This is a genomic window from Blautia sp. SF-50 (assembly GCF_900101315.1).
In the GTDB taxonomy this organism is placed as follows: domain Bacteria; phylum Bacillota; class Clostridia; order Lachnospirales; family Lachnospiraceae; genus Blautia_A; species Blautia_A fusiformis.
In genome coordinates this window covers 86652-105356 of sequence record NZ_FMUW01000010.1, presented here as the reverse complement: position 1 = coordinate 105356, position 18705 = coordinate 86652, and the positions used below count along the sequence as shown (strand labels likewise).

General features: G+C 44.4%; 16 protein-coding genes and 1 tRNA gene. 12 read left to right on the top strand and 5 right to left on the bottom strand.

What is annotated here, in order from left to right; translation table 11 throughout:
- Nucleotides 1-85: 85 nt before the first annotated feature.
- The 3 genes from BLP57_RS08520 to BLP57_RS08510 all read left to right on the top strand — a co-directional run bounded on the left by BLP57_RS08520 (nucleotide 86) and on the right by BLP57_RS08510 (nucleotide 1503).
- A tRNA-Asn gene (locus BLP57_RS08520) sits at nucleotides 86-158 on the top strand.
- Between the two features lie 208 nt (nucleotides 159-366).
- The gene (locus BLP57_RS08515; RefSeq protein WP_092070931.1) at nucleotides 367-936 is read left to right on the top strand and encodes an NUDIX hydrolase; all 570 of its coding nucleotides are present in this window, start codon (nucleotides 367-369) and stop codon (nucleotides 934-936) included.
- 6 nt (nucleotides 937-942) lie between these two features.
- Nucleotides 943-1503, top strand: a complete 561-nt coding sequence (locus BLP57_RS08510; protein ID WP_092070928.1) for a flavin reductase family protein — start codon at nucleotides 943-945, stop codon at nucleotides 1501-1503.
- 92 nt (nucleotides 1504-1595) lie between these two features.
- On the opposite strand, the gene BLP57_RS08505 is transcribed toward BLP57_RS08510, so the two are convergent.
- Nucleotides 1596-2417 (bottom strand): Cof-type HAD-IIB family hydrolase, encoded by an 822-nt coding sequence (locus tag BLP57_RS08505; protein ID WP_175442967.1) that lies wholly within the window; start codon nucleotides 2415-2417, stop codon nucleotides 1596-1598.
- Nucleotides 2418-2494: 77 nt separating this feature from the next.
- On the opposite strand from BLP57_RS08505, the gene BLP57_RS08500 reads away from it, so the two are divergent.
- The 4 genes from BLP57_RS08500 to BLP57_RS08485 all read left to right on the top strand — a co-directional run bounded on the left by BLP57_RS08500 (nucleotide 2495) and on the right by BLP57_RS08485 (nucleotide 5310).
- Nucleotides 2495-2773: a hypothetical protein gene (locus BLP57_RS08500; protein ID WP_092070922.1), complete on the top strand. Its 279-nt coding sequence runs from the start codon at nucleotides 2495-2497 to the stop codon at nucleotides 2771-2773.
- Between the two features lie 191 nt (nucleotides 2774-2964).
- Entirely contained in the window at nucleotides 2965-3108 is a 144-nt protein-coding gene (locus BLP57_RS08495) for a maltose acetyltransferase domain-containing protein (protein ID WP_015526815.1), read from the top strand.
- Between the two features lie 109 nt (nucleotides 3109-3217).
- The gene (hydF, locus tag BLP57_RS08490) at nucleotides 3218-4519 is read left to right on the top strand and encodes a [FeFe] hydrogenase H-cluster maturation GTPase HydF (RefSeq protein ID WP_092070919.1); all 1302 of its coding nucleotides are present in this window, start codon (nucleotides 3218-3220) and stop codon (nucleotides 4517-4519) included.
- Between the two features lie 98 nt (nucleotides 4520-4617).
- Nucleotides 4618-5310 carry a hypothetical protein gene (locus tag BLP57_RS08485; protein WP_092070915.1) on the top strand — a complete coding sequence of 231 codons (693 nt, stop codon included), beginning with the start codon at nucleotides 4618-4620 and terminating at the stop codon, nucleotides 5308-5310.
- A gap of 197 nt (nucleotides 5311-5507) precedes the next feature.
- On the opposite strand, the gene BLP57_RS08480 is transcribed toward BLP57_RS08485, so the two are convergent.
- Together BLP57_RS08480 and BLP57_RS08475 are read right to left on the bottom strand one after the other, a co-directional pair.
- Nucleotides 5508-7271: an ABC transporter ATP-binding protein gene (locus BLP57_RS08480; protein WP_092070912.1), complete on the bottom strand. Its 1764-nt coding sequence runs from the start codon at nucleotides 7269-7271 to the stop codon at nucleotides 5508-5510.
- Nucleotides 7268-9034, bottom strand: a complete 1767-nt coding sequence (locus BLP57_RS08475) for an ABC transporter ATP-binding protein (protein WP_092070909.1) — start codon at nucleotides 9032-9034, stop codon at nucleotides 7268-7270. The genes BLP57_RS08480 and BLP57_RS08475 overlap by 4 nt, the downstream gene beginning before the upstream one ends.
- 320 nt (nucleotides 9035-9354) lie before the next feature.
- Between BLP57_RS08475 and BLP57_RS08470 the strand changes: the two genes are divergently transcribed.
- Nucleotides 9355-10230 (top strand): LysR family transcriptional regulator, encoded by an 876-nt coding sequence (locus BLP57_RS08470; protein ID WP_092070906.1) that lies wholly within the window; start codon nucleotides 9355-9357, stop codon nucleotides 10228-10230.
- A gap of 32 nt (nucleotides 10231-10262) precedes the next feature.
- On the opposite strand, the gene BLP57_RS08465 is transcribed toward BLP57_RS08470, so the two are convergent.
- Nucleotides 10263-12422: a SulP family inorganic anion transporter gene (locus BLP57_RS08465; protein ID WP_092070903.1), complete on the bottom strand. Its 2160-nt coding sequence runs from the start codon at nucleotides 12420-12422 to the stop codon at nucleotides 10263-10265.
- 205 nt (nucleotides 12423-12627) lie between these two features.
- Between BLP57_RS08465 and mnmA the strand changes: the two genes are divergently transcribed.
- Complete coding sequence (gene mnmA, locus BLP57_RS08460; RefSeq protein WP_092070899.1) at nucleotides 12628-13716, top strand: tRNA 2-thiouridine(34) synthase MnmA; 1089 nt, start codon at nucleotides 12628-12630, stop codon at nucleotides 13714-13716.
- Between the two features lie 261 nt (nucleotides 13717-13977).
- Complete coding sequence (locus BLP57_RS08455) at nucleotides 13978-15285, top strand: O-acetylhomoserine aminocarboxypropyltransferase/cysteine synthase family protein (RefSeq protein ID WP_015526804.1); 1308 nt, start codon at nucleotides 13978-13980, stop codon at nucleotides 15283-15285.
- 177 nt (nucleotides 15286-15462) lie between these two features.
- Here the strand turns inward: BLP57_RS08455 and BLP57_RS08450 are convergent, their stop codons facing one another.
- Nucleotides 15463-16320, bottom strand: coding sequence for a polysaccharide deacetylase family protein (locus BLP57_RS08450; RefSeq protein ID WP_092070896.1), 858 nt, complete (start codon nucleotides 16318-16320; stop codon nucleotides 15463-15465).
- A 621-nt stretch (nucleotides 16321-16941) separates the two neighbouring features.
- Here BLP57_RS08450 and eno point away from each other — a divergent pair.
- Together eno and secG are read left to right on the top strand one after the other, a co-directional pair.
- On the top strand, nucleotides 16942-18291 hold the full coding sequence (gene eno / locus BLP57_RS08445; RefSeq protein ID WP_092070893.1) for a phosphopyruvate hydratase: 1350 nt from the start codon (nucleotides 16942-16944) through the stop codon (nucleotides 18289-18291).
- Nucleotides 18292-18361: 70 nt separating this feature from the next.
- Nucleotides 18362-18595 (top strand): preprotein translocase subunit SecG, encoded by a 234-nt coding sequence (secG, locus tag BLP57_RS08440; RefSeq protein WP_021652956.1) that lies wholly within the window; start codon nucleotides 18362-18364, stop codon nucleotides 18593-18595.
- Nucleotides 18596-18705 lie beyond the last annotated feature (110 nt).

The following is an 18705-nucleotide window of genomic DNA, read 5'->3' as shown; positions in this document are numbered from 1 at the left end:
AGAATTGATTCAAAGAGTTTGATTAACGATCAACAAGCATGTATGTAGTTTTTAAGGTACAAACCTTAATTAAATATTTAAGTAATCCTCCTTAGCTCAGTCGGTAGAGCATGCGGCTGTTAACCGCAGTGTCGTTGGTTCGAGTCCAACAGGGGGAGTTTTTTTATGCCTGTAAACAAGGAATTGTTTACAGGCACTTTTTATATGTTTGTATAAATATCCGTTATATATATCGTAATATTTAACCGAATCAAGTAATCCTCTATAGAATGTTTTCTGATAACAGACTGGAAACTATTTCGAAATCATGCTAGAATGAAATTGGTTTGGTTAAGAAAGAATAATTTATGAGAAAGAAGCAAAAAAATGGAATTATTTGATATCATAGATGAAAACGGAAATCCCACTGGAAAGATCGTAGAACGGAGTATTGCTCACGCAGAAGGAATCCCTCATCGTACTGCTCATATCTGGATCATCCGTCGGAGGAATGAAAAAACAGAGATCCTTCTTCAGAAAAGATCCAGAAACAAGGACTCCTTTCCTGGAAAATTTGATACTTCATCTGCAGGTCACATACAGGCGGGAGATGAACCAATGGAATCGGCATTACGGGAACTGGAAGAAGAACTGGGAATCCATGCAGAATCAGCTGATCTGCAGTTTGCAGGAAAATTCCCCATATCTTTTGCCAGAGAATTTCATAGAAAAATATTCCGGGATGAAGAAATCGCTTTTGTTTATATTTACGATCACCCGGTAGAGATCGATCATCTTACACTTCAAAAGGAAGAAGTAGAAGAGGTACAGTGGTTTGATCTGGAAGAAACGTATCAGCAATGTAGTCAGCACAGAGATAAATTCTGTGTTCCGCTGGGAGGTCTGCAGCTTGTACGTCAATTTATAAAAAGTAACGGCAATACAATAAAGGAGTGAAAGATCATGAGAAAAGATTTCGGAGCAAAGCCTTACACTTATCCACAGCCGGTATTAATGATCGCTACATATGGTGAAGATGGAAAACCGGATGTTATGAATGCAGCCTGGGGAGGAATCAGCGATGATAAGGAAATTTCCATCTGTGTCAGTGAAAATCATAAAACAACTGAAAACATCCTGAAAAAAGGCGCTTTTACAGTAAGTATGGCAGATGTGGAGCATATGACAGCCTGCGACTATGTAGGAATTGTTTCCGGAAACAAAGAGCCGGATAAATTTGTAAAAGCCGGATTTACAGCAGAAAAATCTGAAAAAGTAGATGCACCTATTATCAAAGAGCTTCCAATCTGTATAGAATGTAAGCTGAAAAGCTATGACAAAGACACCTGCCGGCTGATCGGTGAGATCGTAAATGTCAGCGTGGATGAGAGCGTTCTGGATGAAAATGGAAACGTAGATGTTGCAAAAGCAGCACCGATCACTTTTGATCCGTTCAACAATGCATATATCCGTCTTGGCGAAAAAGTCGGCGATGCTTTTAAAGCCGGAACGGTACTGAAATAAATAATATCTACTGAAATACAGAAAGTCTCTTTCACAGGTACAGATAAAAAATTATCTTCTGGAAGAGACTTTCTATTTGTTATAAATATTCTTTAATTCAGAACTCCCAATTCTTTAAAGGCCTGAAAAATCCCGTCCTGATCATTACTCTTTGTTACAAAAGAGAAATGTTTTTGCAGCTCAGAAGGTGCATTTCCCATCAAAACTCCACATCCTACTGCCTCCAGCATTTCCAGATCATTATAATTATCTCCGAATGCAATAGTACTGGTAAGAGGGATTTTTCGAAGCTCACAAAGATATTTTACAGCTTCCGCTTTGTTTATGCCGCCAGCCATGATCTCCAGAAGAGAATCGGAAGATCTTGCAATAGATAATTCCGGAAAATATTTGCGAAGAAGTGTTTCTGACGGTGACATATATTCAGAATCGCACATACACAGGATTTTATCTACCATAAGCGTATCTGAGAGAGACTGAAGGGATCCCTCTATAGAGGTAGTTTCCACAACCGTTTCTTCATGGATCACATGAGGGTCTGTCCGGTCTTTTACGATCCAGTCTTCTGAGGTAAAAACATTCCAGGTCACGTGAGGACATTTTTTTTCGATCACATCAATGATTTTGGAAGCGTCGGAAATGCTTATTCCTTTTTCGTAAAGGATATTTTGATCTTCATCCAGGATTAGTGCACCACTGAATGCAATGGTACAACAATGGAAATCATTTTTTTTAATAATAGGACGGATGCCGGAAGGGCTTCGTGCTGAAGAAATAGTAAACAGAACGCCCTGATCTGTCAAAGTATGAATGGCGGAACTGGTCAGCGGAGATACCACATGTTCTGAGGTTAGTAAAGTGCCGTCAATATCGCTGAAAACAGCCTGTGGCTTAAATGAAGATAATGGTTTCATATTCGAGATCCTTTCTGCAAAAGATGAGTATAGGTGTTTCTGTATATAAAATAGCACATAAATAACAAAATAAAAATATATCCAGATTTCATTATGACAAAGCTTTTTTTGGAGCCAGTGCAGTAGATGCCTCTTTTGGAGCATCGGCCACTAGAGAGATCGAAGCAGCTGTGAAACGCTGCGTGTATGCCAATGCAGAGGAAAGCTATCTTCTGGCGGACCATACCAAGTTTGGCAAAAAAAATCTCATAAAATATAATGATGTCAGTGAGTACCAGTTGATCTTTACCGATGAAGAATTGGAAACGGAGCAGAAAAATAAAGTGATCCGACAGGGTGGAAGATTTTGTGAATAGCAAAAATACAGAAATCTGTTGACAGAAGATAAATCTGCAGATTATATATAAATATAACAGATTCACGAAAAAACCTCGGATTATTCAGAAAATTCATGCTTGTAGGTGAATATAGGATATGATAACATAAAAAATATCATTTTTGTAAAAACGCAAAAAAGGAGGTGCTGACATGCGCTCAATGAGAAAAAATGCATACAGGAGAGCTATATCTTCCTAATGATGATGAGATCATCCAGGATCAGATCAAAAAGCTGGATCGACTTTATGATTTCAATATGACACGTCCCACACAGTTGGATAAAAGAAATGCTGAAAGAGATACTACACTATGATATAAGAGTGGAAGGAATGTCCGGCTTTTGAAAAATCAAAAAGAAGCAGGTTGATAGGAACAGGAAAGGATGAGGACCTGTCTGATGCTGAAAGAAAAGAGGATAAATTATGGGAATGAATGAAACACCGTCAGCAGACCGTGTACATATCGGTTTTTTTGGCAGAAGAAATGCAGGAAAATCCAGTATCGTAAATAAGGTGACAGGCCAGGAGCTGGCTGTGGTATCCGATGTAAAGGGAACTACTACAGATCCGGTAAGTAAGGCCATGGAACTACTTCCTATGGGCCCGGTGGTGATCATAGATACACCAGGTATTGATGATGAAGGACATCTTGGAGAACTTCGCGTCCGCAAGGCGAAACAGGTGTTGAACAGAGTGGATGTAGCAGTTCTTGTAGTAGATGCCACTGTGGGAAAAACCAGTGTGGATAAAGAATTGATCCATATTTTTAAAGAGAAGGAGATTCCATATCTGGTTGTTTATAACAAGGCAGATCTGCTGAAAACAAAAGATGGGAACCGGCTTTCTTCAGATAATAACTTAAACCGGAATACCCATGCGGGTGCGGTCAAAGAGAGCAGTGTCAGCCAGAAACAGGATCATGAAAACCAGAACACAGAGCAATCTATTTATGCCAGCGCCGCCACCGGTCAGAATATCTACGAATTGAAAGAAAAGATCGCTTCTCTGGCAGTAACGGATGAACTGAAATTGCGTCTGGTAGGGGATCTCCTTGAACCATCAGATTTTGCGATTCTTGTAGTTCCCATAGATAAAGCTGCACCAAAAGGGCGTCTGATCCTTCCGCAGCAGCAGACGATCCGTGATGTGCTGGAAGCCGGAGCAGCAGCCATCGTGATTAAAGAGGATGAGCTTTCCAATACACTGGAAATCCTGGGGAAAAAACCAAAGCTTGTGATCACAGACAGCCAGGTCTTTGCCAGAGTCAGTGAAGAAACTCCAGAAGACATCTGGCTTACTTCATTCTCTATTCTGTTTGCCAGATTTAAAGGAAATCTAAAGACAGCGGCAGCTGGGGCAGCAGCACTGGACCGGCTGAAAGACGGTGACAAGATCCTGATCTCAGAGGGATGTACCCACCACAGGCAGTGTGATGATATCGGAACAGTCAAGCTTCCACGCTGGATCCGTAATTATACGGGGAAAGAGTTGGAATTTGAGTATTCCTCCGGAAGAGATTTCCCGGAGGATGTGACGAAGTACAGTCTGATCGTGCATTGTGGCGGATGTATGCTTAATGAGAGAGAAATGCGTTACCGTCAGAAATGTGCATTGGATCAGGAGATTCCTATCACCAATTATGGAATTGCCATTGCCTACATGCAGGGAATCCTGAAACGTTGTGTGGAAATGTTCCCGGATGTGAGGAAAGAACTGGATCAGTAATTTTTTTCAGGTGTTTACATTTTTTCCGAAAAATGATATAGTAGCGATTGTTCATTTTATAAATTTGCAAAAGGTGACGATAAGGAGTTGCAGATACAATGATCGATCAGACACTTTCACAGGCCCTACAGAAAGAAATTCCAATACTTACAGCTCAGATCCGAAGTCTCTATGCAGAATTCGATAAAAAATTTCATCTTAACGGAGCAAGGATCCCTATAACTTTTGGCATGGAGCCGGATCTGCTGGGATCTTATACAAGAGGCAGCTGCCACGAAAAAGAGCATTTCCATTTTTCTCTGCTGTTTATCGGCTATGCGGTAAAAAATCCTCTGAAAAAAGAAGACCGACTGGATCTTTACAAACATGAATATGCTCACTATATGCAGTATAATTTTCACATTCCCTCAGAGTATCAGTGGCAGCACGGAACCCACGGAAGTGCCTGGAAATACTGCTGTTCCTTGACTGGTGCGGCACCAACGCCATATTATAAGGCAGGGGAAGCTCTAATGAAACACAACTATGAGAAAAAACTCCGAAGCCCGATCCATGACCGTACTGTAACGGTGCGGGATACTTACAGAAGAGAGCAGCAGCACAGGAGTACTCAGAACAGTATTGTACGCTATGAGATCGGAGAGGATGTCAGTCATCCGAAATTTGGAACCGGAAATATTGAGCATGTAGAGCAGCTTCCGGGTTCTGTAAGGCTTCACATCCGTTTTGGAGAAGAACTGAAAGTGATCGATCAGAAATGGCTTCTTCGGACAAAATATAAAAAGATCTGAATATAGTTTTATAAAAATAGACATCATCCTGGATATCAAAATTGATATCATATGGAGATGTTTATTTTTTTATATCGTTGAAACAGTAAAAAAAATTCTCCGGTACAGAAAATCTGTGTTCCGGAGAACTTTAAGTCAGGCGGATATTTGCGATCCGCATTTAGCCAGTTGCCTGATTCGGTTAAAATCAGCTTATATTATTCAGAAACCTTCACAAACTGGCTGTTATAAAGATTCTGATAGAATCCGCCTTTTGCCATAAGCTCTTCATGGCTTCCCTGTTCGATGATGCTTCCGTCTTTCATGACAAGAATCTCATCTGCATTGCGGATGGTAGAAAGACGGTGTGCAACGATAAAGCTTGTTCGTCCCTGCATCATCCGGTCAAAGGCCTCCTGGATCAGCATTTCTGTTCGGGTATCAATACTGGAGGTTGCCTCGTCAAGGATCAGCATCGGCGGCAGACACAGCATGACACGGGTGATGCAGAGAAGCTGCTTTTGTCCCTGGCTTAAGCTGTCTTCATAAAGAATGGTATCCAGGCCATTTGGAAGACGGCGGATAAATTCCCAGCTGTGGGACATTTTAGCTGCCTGGATCACTTCCTCATCGGATGCATCTGGCTTTCCGATACAGATGTTGTCACGGACAGTTCCATGCTTGATCCAGGTATCCTGGAGAACCATGCCATAGCTTTCGCGGAGGGCATGTCTGGAAATATCGGTGATGGGGGTTCCGTCTACGGAAATACTTCCACCGGTGACGTCATAGAACCGCATCAGCAGGTTGATAAAAGTTGTCTTGCCACAACCGGTAGGGCCTACGATGGCAATACGTCTGCCTGGTTCTGTATGAAGATTAAAGTTTTTAATGAGAGGTTTGTCCGCTTCGTAGCGGAAGGAAACATTCCGGATATCCACTGCACCTTTTACATCGACAAGAGTTCCGGATGGATCCGGGCTTTCCGGCTCTTCCTCCAGAAGATCAAAGATCCTGGTAGCGCAGGCCAGAGCGTTCTGAAGCTCTGTGATCACGGAGCTGATATCGTTGAAGGGCTTCATATACTGGTTTGCATAAGCCAGCAGTACGGAAAGTCCACCGACAGTCAGATGACCGCCCGGGATCAGAAAGGCACCTGCAAGAGCTACACCTGCGTAAATGATGTTGTTGACACATCGTGTGGACGGGTTGGTGAGGCTGCTGTAAAAAACAGCCTTCTGGCTAGCATCACGGAGTTCTTCATTGATCGCAGCAAAACGTTCGGAAGAACGATTTTCGTAACCAAAGGCCTGAACCACTTTTTGATTTCCGATCATTTCCTCGATCAGTGCAGTCTGACGTCCACGGGCATCACTCTGCGCACGGAACATCTGGAAGGAATGGGAGGAGATGAATTTCGCCACAAAAAAGCTTACAGGTGTCAGGACAATGATCATCAGAGTGATCCACACATTTTTGGAGAACATGAAGAGCAGGGTTCCGATGATGGTGATGACACCGGAAAACAGCTGTGTAAATCCAAGGAGCATACCATCGGAAAGAATATCCGTATCTGCGATGACACGGCTGATGATATCACCGGTGCTGTGTCCGTCCAGGTAGGACAGAGGAAGCTTCTGAATATGGCGGATGGATCTTGCACGGATATCCTGTACTGTGCGGTAGGTCATACGGTTGTTGATGACACTCATGATCCAGGTGGCAATGCCGGAAAATACGATCATGACAAGAATACGGGAAAGATAGAATCCCATTCTTGTAAAATCAACTTCGTGGGCAGCAACGACCTCATCAATGGCATAACCAAAAAGTACGGGGACATACAGCTGCAAAATTACAGTGACTGCTGCCAGGATCACACTTAATACGAGAAGAAAACGGTATTTTCCAATGAAACGTAGTACCTTGAAAAAGGTTGCCATGCTGTTTTTGCTTTTGGCGGTTGTATCTGTTTTACTCATGCCAGGACCTCCTTTCCAGTCGCTTTTTCATATTTGGTACGCTCTTCCGGGAACTGTGAGAAAAAGATCTCACGGTAGGTTTCACAGGTAGAGATCAGCTCCTGATGGGTTCCTTTTCCGGAAAGCTGACCGTCATCCAGTACCAGGATCAGATCGGCCTGGCGGATGCTGGCGGCTCTCTGGGATACCAGGAAGGTGGTTGTTTTTCCACCAAGCTGGTGAAGGGATTTCCGAAGTGCCGCATCTGTGGCAAAGTCAAGAGCACTGGCACTGTCATCCAGGATCAGGATCTCTGGTTTTTTCACAAGGGCGCGGGCAATGGTAAGTCTCTGACGCTGGCCACCGGAAAGATTCCGGCCGTTCTGTTCCAGACGGAAATCCAGCTGACCGTCCTTTTTCTCTACGATTTCACGAGCCTGAGCGGTGGTAAGTGCTTCCCACATTTCTTCGTCCGTGGCATCTTCACGTCCCCAGCTTAAGTTATCGCGGATGGTTCCCTGGAAAAGTGCTGCTTTTTGAGGAACTACGCCGATTTTTTCCCTGAGTTCCTGCCTGGAATAGGTCTGTACATTCTGACCGTCGAGGGTAATGACTCCGGAGGTTGCGTCGTAGAAACGGGCGATCAGATCCACAAGAGTGGATTTACCGCTTCCGGTACCGCCGATGATTCCGATCGTAGAGCCTTTTTTTGCGGAAAAAGTGATATCAGAAAGGCTAGGTGCGCCGGTTCCTGCATAGGAGAAACTCACATGGTCAAAAGCGACTGCATAGTCACTGCTTTCCACAGTCGGTAAGGAAGCTTTGTCCGGGTAAGTCATGGTGGAATCGACTTTCAGGATTCCGGCAACGCGATCCGCACAGGCCATGGATTTGTTCAGGGTGATGATCAGGGACGCAAGCTTGATCAGTTCTACGATCATCTGTGCCATATAGTTGTAAAGAGCAACTATTTCACCCTGCTGCATGTTTCCGAGGTTTACCTGTACACCTGCAGTCTGGATCAGGATTACTGTTGCGATATTGATCAGTACATAAGTTGCAGGATTTAAAAGTGCAGAGATTTTTCCGACAAATTCGTTCAGTCTGGTAAGTGCAAGATTGCTTTCGTCAAACTCCGCAACGGCATCAGCTTCACGGCAAAATGCACGGATCACACGGACACCGGTCAGGTTTTCTCTGGTAAGACGGGTGACGGAATCCAGACGTCCCTGTACTTTTTTGAAAAGCGGGATACTTAAAAACATGATCACAAAGACAACCAGGAACAGTACCGGAATGGCAACTGCGAAGATCAGTGCACAGCGTACATTGATGGTAAAAGCCATTACCATAGAGCCTAGAACAATAAACGGGCTTCGAAGAAGAAGACGGAGTCCCATGTTTACTCCGTTCTGTACCTGATTGACATCGTCTGTAAGACGGGTGATCAGCGTGTCAGTGCCAAGGGTGTCCAGCTCCGTATAGGAAAGCTTCTGGATATGGTCAAATACAGCCTGACGCACTTCTGTGGCAAAGCCTACGCTGGCTTTTGCAGCAAAAAACTGTGCAGTAATGCTGACTGCAAGTCCTGCAGCAGCCATCAGTATCAGGATAAAAAACTTCTGAACGATATAGCCGTGGTCATTATTTGCAATTCCCACATCGATGATCTGGGCGATGACGACAGGCACCAGCAGATCAAATACAACTTCCAGAAACTTGAAAAAAGGAGCCAGAACGCTTTCTTTTTTGTAGTTTTGAAGATATTTTGCAAGTGTTCGCATTTCTTTTTCTTCCTCCGTTTCCTTATTTTTCTATAATAAACCTCTGTTATTATACTCCTATGGAGATAATACGTATAATATTGTTTTTAATGTATGATAATATAATTTTGCTATTGCCTGGGACGGAAATCTGTGGGATGATAGAAGTATGGTTTTTCGGATAATTGTGTGGGAAAGATATTCATAGTATTTACAAAGTATTGCAGATATAGTATTTCTTAACCGAATTAAGAAAGTACTCTGTGGGACAGCGAAAAGCAATAAGCGGTAGATGGGTTTTGCCTGTGTTATATATCAGATAAAGAAAGAAGGATTTATATATGGAAATCAGACAGCTGGAATATTTTCATGAGATCGCAGCAACAGGAAGCATCAATGAAGCCGCAAGGAGACTGAACATGTCCCAGCCGCCGCTGAGCTATCAGATCAAGCAGCTGGAAGCAGAGCTGAAGGTGAAGCTTTTTGAGCGGACCAGGGCAGGCGTGACACTGACAGAAGCAGGAAAGCTTCTTTATGACAGGACAGAGAACATTTTGAGCTACGTTCGTTCCACAGAACTGGAAGTATCCAAAGCAGGGAAAAAACAGGTTTTACGTATCGGGATCACGCCAACCACAGTGACCACCATTATGCCTTATATTTCCAGATTTTCCAGGGAAAATTGTGATGTAAACTTTGAGGTAAGGGATGCGATCACCTTTACACTTCTGAATTATCTGATGGATGGGATCATTGATGTTTCGGTAGTGCGTACACCTATCAAGCTGGAAGGTTTAAATTATCTGGAACTGGATGAGGAACCCATGATCGCGGTCCTTCCTCCGGAGATCCCGGAAAATGAGACAAAAAAAGAGGGCATCAGCCTTAAAGAACTGACTGAATGCCCTCTCATTATTTACCGGCGGTACGAAGAATTTCTGATGAAAGCCTTTGGAGAAAAAAATCTCCAGCCAGATATTTTCTGTGTCTGCGATGATCCCAGAGACGCCATGCTCTGGGTGCAGGAAGGTCTTGCAACCGCCGTTTTTCCAAGATCCATGGAAGATCTCTGTACAGATCTTCCAATCCGCATCATTGAAGAAGAGAAGCTGAAGACCAGGATCCTTCTTGCCTGGAAAAAGGATCGCAGGCCTTCTGCCGTGATGCAGGATTTTATCAATATCTGTGAGAAATATGCAGGAAACCCTGCAATCTGATCATGGACCTGGAAAGGGGATGTATGCAGAAATCAGTCTTTGAGATGCTCTTCCTTCCAGTGCTTCCATTTCTGAACAGCTTCCGGATTCTGCTTTTCCAGCCGTTCTTCCAGCTTTTTCCGGCGCTGTTCCAGCCGTTCTAGGACTTCCGGATGCTCGGCAAGGATTTTTTCTTTCAGCTTGCCACGGCGCTTTTCTAGAAGATGAAGGATCAGTTTCCGGTCGGAAGTTAATTCCTCAGGCAGCTCATCCATATGTAATTCAATTCTTCGAAGCAGTTCATCCTCATCCAGAACACCTAGCCCATGCCAGTTATCCAGAAGCTCTTCCAGACCTTCTTCGGAGAGACGTTGGATATCCGGGATCTGATGCAGCTGTTCAATAATGTGATGGACAGATTCTTCGATCTCTTTTACTGCATCATCACCAAAAGCCCAGGCGAACTCTTCCAGGGTATTTTCTTCCTCTGCCGGAAGAAAAGCGATACTGCGGCGCAGAAGCTTTGTCTCGTCTTCCTTTGGAACATCCAGTTCATAAGGGGCTTCGATCCCTGCGTCATGCAGAGCAGCAAGAATGGTACGGCGGACCATACCGTCCTTGATCATATGACCGATGCCGAACTGACGCAGCTGGTCATTGATCTGAGTGGAATGCTCTGTGAGGTAAAAACGGATCCCACGTTTTTTCAGGCTTGCGGAGATGGCATCCAGACGGTCTGCTGCTGTGACATCAATGCTGTTGATAGCACTGGCATCTACGATCACTACCCTGGTGTCTTTTCGGATGCTGTTCTCAATATCTTCCTGAAAAATCTTTATATTTGCAAAAAACAGGTTTTCACTGAAACGGTAGATCACAACGCCCTTAATAGGGTAGGCGAAACGGTTTTTGGACAGATCAAAATAAGCATCTCTTCCAGGGATCATACCACGGAAGGAGCGCGGCGGGTTGGTGGCCTTCAGGATCACAGCTACGAAAGAGAGCAGGATACCAATGATAACCCCATAAATGGTTCCAAGACAGAGCACACTGAAACCGGCAGCCATGAAGATGTAGAATTCTGTACGGCTTACTTTGAAAAGACGTACAGCCAGATGGGTTTCCACCACATCCATCAGAGCAGAGATCACAATGGCTGTCAGTACAGGAACTGGAAGATATCCGATAAAACAGGTGCCGAAAAGAAGGATCAGAGCCATGGTGATCCCGGCAGTGATGGAAACCGCCTGAGATTTTCCACCGTACTGTTCATTGAGGGAGGTGCGGGAGATACTGCCGTTTACTGGGCAGCAGCCTACTGCGGCGGCAGCAATATTTCCGGCGGCACAGGCCAGGATTTCCTGACGGTCGTTCAGCTTATAATCATTGCGGAACGCAAAGGTATTCTCTGCAAGAAGAGTTTCTGCCATAATGACAACAGCAACCATAAGACCGCGGCCTGCCGCCTGGGTCAGATCAACATTTCCGAAATCCGGGATCACCAGGGAGGGAAGCCCACGTTCTACAGACTGCAGGAGGACTACGCCTTTTTCGTTTACATGAAAAACAACGGTGGAAAGAACACCCAGAGCCATAATAACGATAGCCATGGGGAATTTCGGCGCCAGCTTTTTAAATGTGCGGATCAGCACCAGAGCACCAAGCCCCATGAAGAGGGAAAGCCAGCTGGTATTTTTGGCAGCAGCGAAGATATGCTCTGCCAGTTCCAGGAGCTCTCCGGATCCTGCAGGACTTCCCATAAGTTTCGGGATCTGCATCAGGATGATGGTAACTGCGATACCGCTGATAAAACCGCCCATCACAGGTGTGGAGATAAAGTCCACGATCTTATCAGCGTGGAGCAGAAAGAAGATAAACAGCCACAGACCTGCAAAAAGTGCGATGGCAGGAACATAATCCATGGCAGCTTCTGACTCTGCAGCAATGCCAAGAGTAGACAGTGCACCACCTACAATGGCAGCAGGTGCCGCATCAACTCCGAAGATAAACTGTCTTGAAGTGGAAAATAGAGCAAACAAAAGGATCGGCAGAACAGAACCGTATAGTCCGTATACCGCCGGGATCCCGGAAATCTGGGCATATCCCATGGAGATAGGGATGGAAACAGCTGCTATGATGATGCCGGAGAAAATATCTTTGGGAAGGTATTCCTTCCGATATCCTCGCAGCGTGGAAAATAGGGAAAGCTTCATATAGTCACATCCTTTTCTGAAAAATATTTTCTATTATATACCAAAGAGAGCCTGCAGGAAAGAAGCAAAGCAAAGGTTCCGGGTGAAAAATCGTGGACAAAGAATAACTGCCATATTATAATAAATGCGAAATTGCAGTAACCGTAAGAGAATACAGGCTGCAAAGCTGAGAAATTATCAATCATCAGGAAAGGTTAAGATATAAATGAAAAAAGCGATCATAGCAATGAGCGGCGGTGTAGACAGCTCCGTGGCAGCTCTTTTGACAAAGGAATCCGGTGACGAGTGCATCGGCGCTACCATGAAACTTTACAACAACGAAGATATCGGTGTCCACAGGGAAAAGACCTGCTGTTCCCTAGACGATGTTGAGGATGCCAGAAGCGTAGCCTATCAGATGGATATGCCTTACTACGTGTTTAATTTTACCGCAGATTTCCATACAGAGGTTATGGACAGGTTTGTAGATGCCTACGAAAATGGCTGCACCCCTAATCCATGTATCGACTGTAACCGATATCTGAAATTTGATAAAATGTTTCACCGCATGCAGGAGATTGGCTACGATTATATTGTAACCGGACATTATGCAAGAGTGGAGTACGATGAGAAACGGGACCGCTACCTTCTGAAAAAAGCAGTGGACGATACAAAGGATCAGTCATACGTTCTCTATATGCTGACCCAGGAACAGCTGGCACATGTAAAGCTTCCGCTTGGAGGTCTTCGGAAGGACCAGGTTCGTGTCATTGCCGAAAAACATGGCTTTATCAATGCCAGAAAGCATGACAGTCAGGATATCTGCTTTGTACCGGACGGCGACTATGCGAAATTTATTGAGAAGTACACAGGCAAAAAAACACCGGAGGGTGCTTTTGTAGATAAAGAGGGAAACTATATCGGACGCCATAAGGGGATCATCCATTACACGATCGGCCAGCGCCGCGGCCTTGGCATTCCGGCGGCCAGCCGTCTTTATGTCTGTGAGATCTCTCCGAAGACCAATACGGTAGTTCTCGGGGACAACGCAGATCTTTTCAGTAGTGAACTGGAGGCAGACAGTGTAAATCTGATCTCTGTGGACTGCTTAGCTGAGCCGAAAAGAGTGACTGCCAAGATCCGTTACCGTCACAAAGAGCAGCCTGCCACTGCATGGCAGACACAGGATGGCATCCTTCATGTGAAATTTGATGAACCGCAGAGAGCCATCACAAAAGGCCAGGCTGTAGTGATGTATGACGGAGATGAGGTTGTAGGTGGTGGCGTTATAAATAAAATCTATAGCCAGTCATAAATAAAGGTGAGAACCTAAATAGATAAACCCCATTGACATACTAGGAAAAGGGTGATATGATTGCATCATCAAAAAACGGAGCACACAAAACAAGGTGAGCAACGTGATGATCAGGAGGAAATCATGAAGGTTTTACAGAAGTCAACAAGGGTGTTTATCGAAGAAAAGCGAATGTGTTGTTGTCGCTGATAAGCAGATGATCATAAGATAAGAAATTACTATTTTACCGAATATAAGAATAAAAGAAAAGAGGACAAACACATGAGCAAAATTACAAGAGATCAGAGAAAATTCAAATTTGAGACATTACAGCTTCACGTAGGACAGGAACAGCCGGATCCGGTTACAGATGCAAGAGCAGTACCAATCTACCAGACATCTTCCTATGTATTCCGCAACTGCGATCATGCAGCAGCACGTTTCGGACTTGCAGATGCCGGTAACATTTACGGACGTCTTACAAACCCGACAGAGGACGTATTTGAGAAGAGGATCGCAGCACTTGAAGGTGGTTCCGCAGCACTTGCAGTAGCATCCGGTGCAGCAGCTATCACATACACGATCGAGAATCTTGCACAGCAGGGAGATCACATTGTAGCAGCCAAAAATATTTACGGCGGTACAACAAACCTTCTGGAGCATACGCTTCCGGCATACGGAATCACAACAACATTTGTTGATGTATTCAATCTCGAGGAAGTGGAGAATGCGATCCAGGAGAACACAAAAGCTGTTTATATTGAGACTCTTGGAAACCCAAATTCTGATGTTGTAGATATTGAGGCTCTTGCAAAAATTGCTCACAAACATAAAATTCCGCTTGTTGTAGATAATACATTTGCAACACCATACCTCGTAAGACCAATTGAGTACGGCGCAGATATCGTTGTTCATTCCGCAACAAAATTCATCGGTGGCCACGGAACTACTATCGGTGGTGTGATCGTAGAGAGTGGTAAGTTTGACTGGGAGGCATCCGGCAAATTTGCATCTCTTACAGAGCCAAACCCAAGCTATCATGGCGTAAGCTTCACAAAAGCATGCGGACCGGCAGCATTTGTTACAAAGATCCGTGCGATCCTTCTTCGTGACACAGGAGCAACAATTTCTCCGGTGAGCTCCTTTATCTTCCTTCAGGGACTTGAGACACTGTCTCTCCGTGTAGAGCGTCATGTTGAGAACGCACTGAAGGTTGTACAGTATCTGAATGATCATCCGCAGGTAGAGAAGGTTCATCATCCGTCTGTATCCACAGATCCAAGCCAGCAGGAGCTTTATAAGAAATATTTCCCTAACGGCGGCGGTTCCATCTTTACATTTGAGATCAAGGGAGACGCACAGAAGGCAAAGGATTTCATTGATAACCTTGAGCTGTTCTCACTTCTTGCAAACGTTGCAGATGTGAAATCCCTTGTTATCCATCCGGCTACTACAACACACAGCCAGTGCACAGAGGAAGAGCTTCTTGATCAGGGAATCAAGCCAAACACGATCCGTCTTTCCATCGGAACTGAGAATATCGATGATATCATCCAGGATCTTGATGAGGCATTCAAGGCTGTCCAGTAAATAAGACAATTAAATAAGAAGAACACCTTCTGAAATCAATAGCACAGAAAAATCTGTCCCAGGACATATGAGAACATAGTCCCGGGGCAGATTTTTTTTGTGCTTATCTGGAAAATCCAAAAGTGGGAAGATCCGTGTCGATGGCACTGAGGATGCATGGATCATGTGCGCTTTTTTTCAGGCGGATCCCGATGCCACAAGTTCTTCTAATGTTCCGAAGGTATATCCCATCTCTTCCCATTTTGTCAGTAGCTCATCCAGAATGGAAGCATTGGTGGAAGAGGTGCTGTGCAGTAGCACGATGGCACCCGGATGGATCCGTCCCAGAAGCTTTTCAAAAGCTTCTTCTTTCGAAGGCTGCTTATCCTGATACCAGTCCACATAAGCCAGACTCCAGAAAAAGGTGTGGTATCCCATCTCTTTTGCCATCTCTAAATTTTCCACGCTGTAAATGCCCTGGGGCGGGCGATAAAATTTTGTCATTTCTTTTCCGGTGGCTTCCTTATAAAGAACCTCCACATCCTCAAGCTGCTTCTGAAAGGCTTCCTTTGTGGAGATGCCGGACATATCCGGGTGTGTCATGGTGTGGTTGCCTATGGTATGGCCTGCATTTACGATCTCACGGATCAGTTCCGGTTTTTCACGGATCAGAGTCCCCACAACAAAAAATGTGGCATGTATCTGATGCTTATGTAAGGCATTCAGAATGGCAGGCATATTTCCATTGTCATAGCCTGCGTCAAAGGTAAGATAGATTTTTTTCTCATCGGTATCGGCTGCATACCAGGCATTGTATTTTTTTAATTCTTCCATAGAAGCATTTCCTGTGGGCCGTTTGCCTTCTTCCTGAAAACCGAGCCCCCAGTTTTCATTTTGGAATGTCATAGAAGCAGAAGAGGTCTGGTTGCTTTTGGCAGAATTCGGATCGGATCGTGGGTTGGAAGTAAAATGAGAATAGATCTTTCCTACAAGACTGCCAAGAGCAAAAGCCATGACAAAGAAAAAAATAAGACGGTAGATGTGTTTTTGTTTCATGGGAACCTCAGAGAAAATGGAGTTATTAATATGTTTATGAACACAGAGAAGAAGATATGAAAGCAGAAGATCATGAGGCTATGTTTGTAAGAAAGGGATAAAAATAAGAGCCATCAGCGATTGATTTCTTCTGCCGATGACTCTTTTAATTTTCATTATCCAATGGAATATACCTCTCATTTCTTAGATTTAAAACTTATACGGAATTAAAATTTACGTTCTCGGTGGTCCGTACCTCCTTGTTTTAATTATAATGTAAAATCGTTAAATCTTCTGGTGGACTGTACCTCTCTTTCTTAGATTATGGGAAGTAAGTTATGTTTTCGGTGGGTTCACGCTCCTTTTTGATTTAGTTTTTTGTTTTCCGTTTGTTTTATTTGATGGTTAAACTATAACAGATAAAATAGAAAATGTCAATACTAAATTTAAAAAATAATAAAGATAAGCATAAAAAGAAAAATAATAAAAATAAAAGAACTGAAAAATCAGACAATATCAAGGACGGATAAAAGGTATAGACCCAACCCTTTTCGGACAAGCTACCCTCATAAACATAAGAAGAAAACTACAAAGTGCAGGAGATCATAAACAGTATTATTATTTTCAAGGAGGGAAAAACTTATGCTACGTTATCTGCCTGTTCGAAAAGTTCATGCAAGACAGGTCCTTGATTCCAGGGGGAATCCTACAGTGGAAGCGGAAGTGACGGTAGGTGAAGGAATTGTGGGGATTAATGGATACACAGGAAGAGCCATGGTGCCGTCCGGAGCATCCACAGGTAAATTTGAGGCTGTGGAGCTACGGGACGGAAACCGGGAGGAATATCTGGGACAGAGTGTGAAAAAAGCAGTGGAAAATATCAATACACGTCTGGCAGATGCCATTATCGGAGAGAATGCCCTGAACCAGGCATGGATCGATCATCTTTTGATCGAAACCGACGGAACGGAGAACAAAAGCAGTGCAGGAGCCAATGCCACGCTGGCAGTATCTCTGGCAGCAGCCCGTGCAGCAGCCGGGGCCCTTCGGCTTCCTCTTTATCAGTATCTGGGCGGCTGTCATACCCTGCAGCTCCCTGTGCCGATGATGAATATTTTAAACGGGGGAAAGCATGCGGACAATACGGTAGATCTTCAGGAGTTTATGATCATGCCAACAGGAGCTTGCTGTCTGGAAAAGGGTATCCGCATGTGTGTGGAAGTCTACCAGCACTTAAAGCTTCTTCTCCGGGAAAAAGGACTCTCCACAGCGGTTGGAGATGAAGGCGGCTTTGCTCCGGATCTTTCTGATTCGGAGGAAGTGCTTACCCTGATCGTTCATGCCATAGAAAAAGCAGGATATAAGTCAGGAGAAGAGATCACCATTGCCATTGATGCAGCCTCCAGCGAGCTTTATGATGAGGAAAAGGGCGTATACTTTTTCCCTGGGGAGAGCCGCATGAAAGGAGAAAAGATCTACCGGGATGCCGGTGAGATGACAGAGTATTATGAAAAACTGGTGGAAAAATTTCCCATTGTTTCCATTGAAGATGGTCTCTGGGAGGATGACTGGGAAGGCTGGAAATATCTGACGGAACACCTGGGGAAAAAGATCCAGCTGGTAGGCGACGATCTGTTTGTCACCAATATCAAACGGCTACACTGTGGCATCGGACTTGATGTTGCCAATGCTATCCTTATTAAAGTAAACCAGATCGGAACTCTCACGGAAACTCTGGATGCGGTGGAGATGGCTCAGCATGCCGGGTATCGTGCAGTGATCTCTCACAGGTCCGGGGAAACAGAGGATTCCTTTATCGCAGATCTTGCAGTTGCCTGTGGGGCGGGACAGATCAAAACAGGCGCACCCTGCCGTTCGGACCGGAACGCCAAGTATAACCAGCTTCTGCGGATCCACGAACAGCTCGGAGCTCTTGGAAGATATAAAGATCCTTTTGCAAAAAAATCTCAGAAAAAGCCCTGCATAAAATAAACGGAAAATGGTTGAAATCCCGGTTTAGCTATGGTAAAATAACCTCTAGTTGATTAGGAGGTGTAACCGCGTGAACATTTTGAAGATTATTCTGACTGTAATTTATGCAATAGATTGTATCGCTCTGACTGTTGTCGTACTGATGCAGGAGGGCAAGCAGCAGGGTCTTGGCTCTATCGCCGGAGTAGCTGATACTTACTGGGGTAAGAATAAGGGCCGTTCCATGGAAGGTGGTCTTGTAAGAGGTACCATTATCATGGGAGTTATTTTCTTTGTACTGTCAATCGTACTGAACATTATCTGATCTGCCAGGGGCAGAACAGAAGTTGGTAACACTCTTGCTGCGTTAGCATGCAGAAGAAACTCGGATGGGGACTTCTTTTGTTAATCAGCAGGAGTGTTTTTGCGTTGATA

Excerpts from the sequence above, each read along its gene's own strand:
- BLP57_RS08515 (WP_092070931.1), top strand. The coding sequence starts at position 367 with ATGGAATTATTTGATATCATAGATGAAAACGGAAATCCCACTGGAAAG.
- BLP57_RS08510 (WP_092070928.1), top strand. The coding sequence starts at position 943 with ATGAGAAAAGATTTCGGAGCAAAGCCTTACACTTATCCACAGCCGGTA.
- BLP57_RS08505 (WP_175442967.1), bottom strand. The coding sequence starts at position 2,417 with ATGAAACCATTATCTTCATTTAAGCCACAGGCTGTTTTCAGCGATATT.
- BLP57_RS08495 (WP_015526815.1), top strand. The coding sequence starts at position 2,965 with ATGCATACAGGAGAGCTATATCTTCCTAATGATGATGAGATCATCCAG.
- hydF (WP_092070919.1), top strand. The coding sequence starts at position 3,218 with ATGGGAATGAATGAAACACCGTCAGCAGACCGTGTACATATCGGTTTT.
- BLP57_RS08485 (WP_092070915.1), top strand. The coding sequence starts at position 4,618 with ATGATCGATCAGACACTTTCACAGGCCCTACAGAAAGAAATTCCAATA.
- BLP57_RS08480 (WP_092070912.1), bottom strand. The coding sequence starts at position 7,271 with ATGAGTAAAACAGATACAACCGCCAAAAGCAAAAACAGCATGGCAACC.
- BLP57_RS08475 (WP_092070909.1), bottom strand. The coding sequence starts at position 9,034 with ATGCGAACACTTGCAAAATATCTTCAAAACTACAAAAAAGAAAGCGTT.
- BLP57_RS08470 (WP_092070906.1), top strand. The coding sequence starts at position 9,355 with ATGGAAATCAGACAGCTGGAATATTTTCATGAGATCGCAGCAACAGGA.
- BLP57_RS08465 (WP_092070903.1), bottom strand. The coding sequence starts at position 12,422 with ATGAAGCTTTCCCTATTTTCCACGCTGCGAGGATATCGGAAGGAATAC.
- mnmA (WP_092070899.1), top strand. The coding sequence starts at position 12,628 with ATGAAAAAAGCGATCATAGCAATGAGCGGCGGTGTAGACAGCTCCGTG.
- BLP57_RS08455 (WP_015526804.1), top strand. The coding sequence starts at position 13,978 with ATGAGCAAAATTACAAGAGATCAGAGAAAATTCAAATTTGAGACATTA.
- BLP57_RS08450 (WP_092070896.1), bottom strand. The coding sequence starts at position 16,320 with ATGAAACAAAAACACATCTACCGTCTTATTTTTTTCTTTGTCATGGCT.
- eno (WP_092070893.1), top strand. The coding sequence starts at position 16,942 with ATGCTACGTTATCTGCCTGTTCGAAAAGTTCATGCAAGACAGGTCCTT.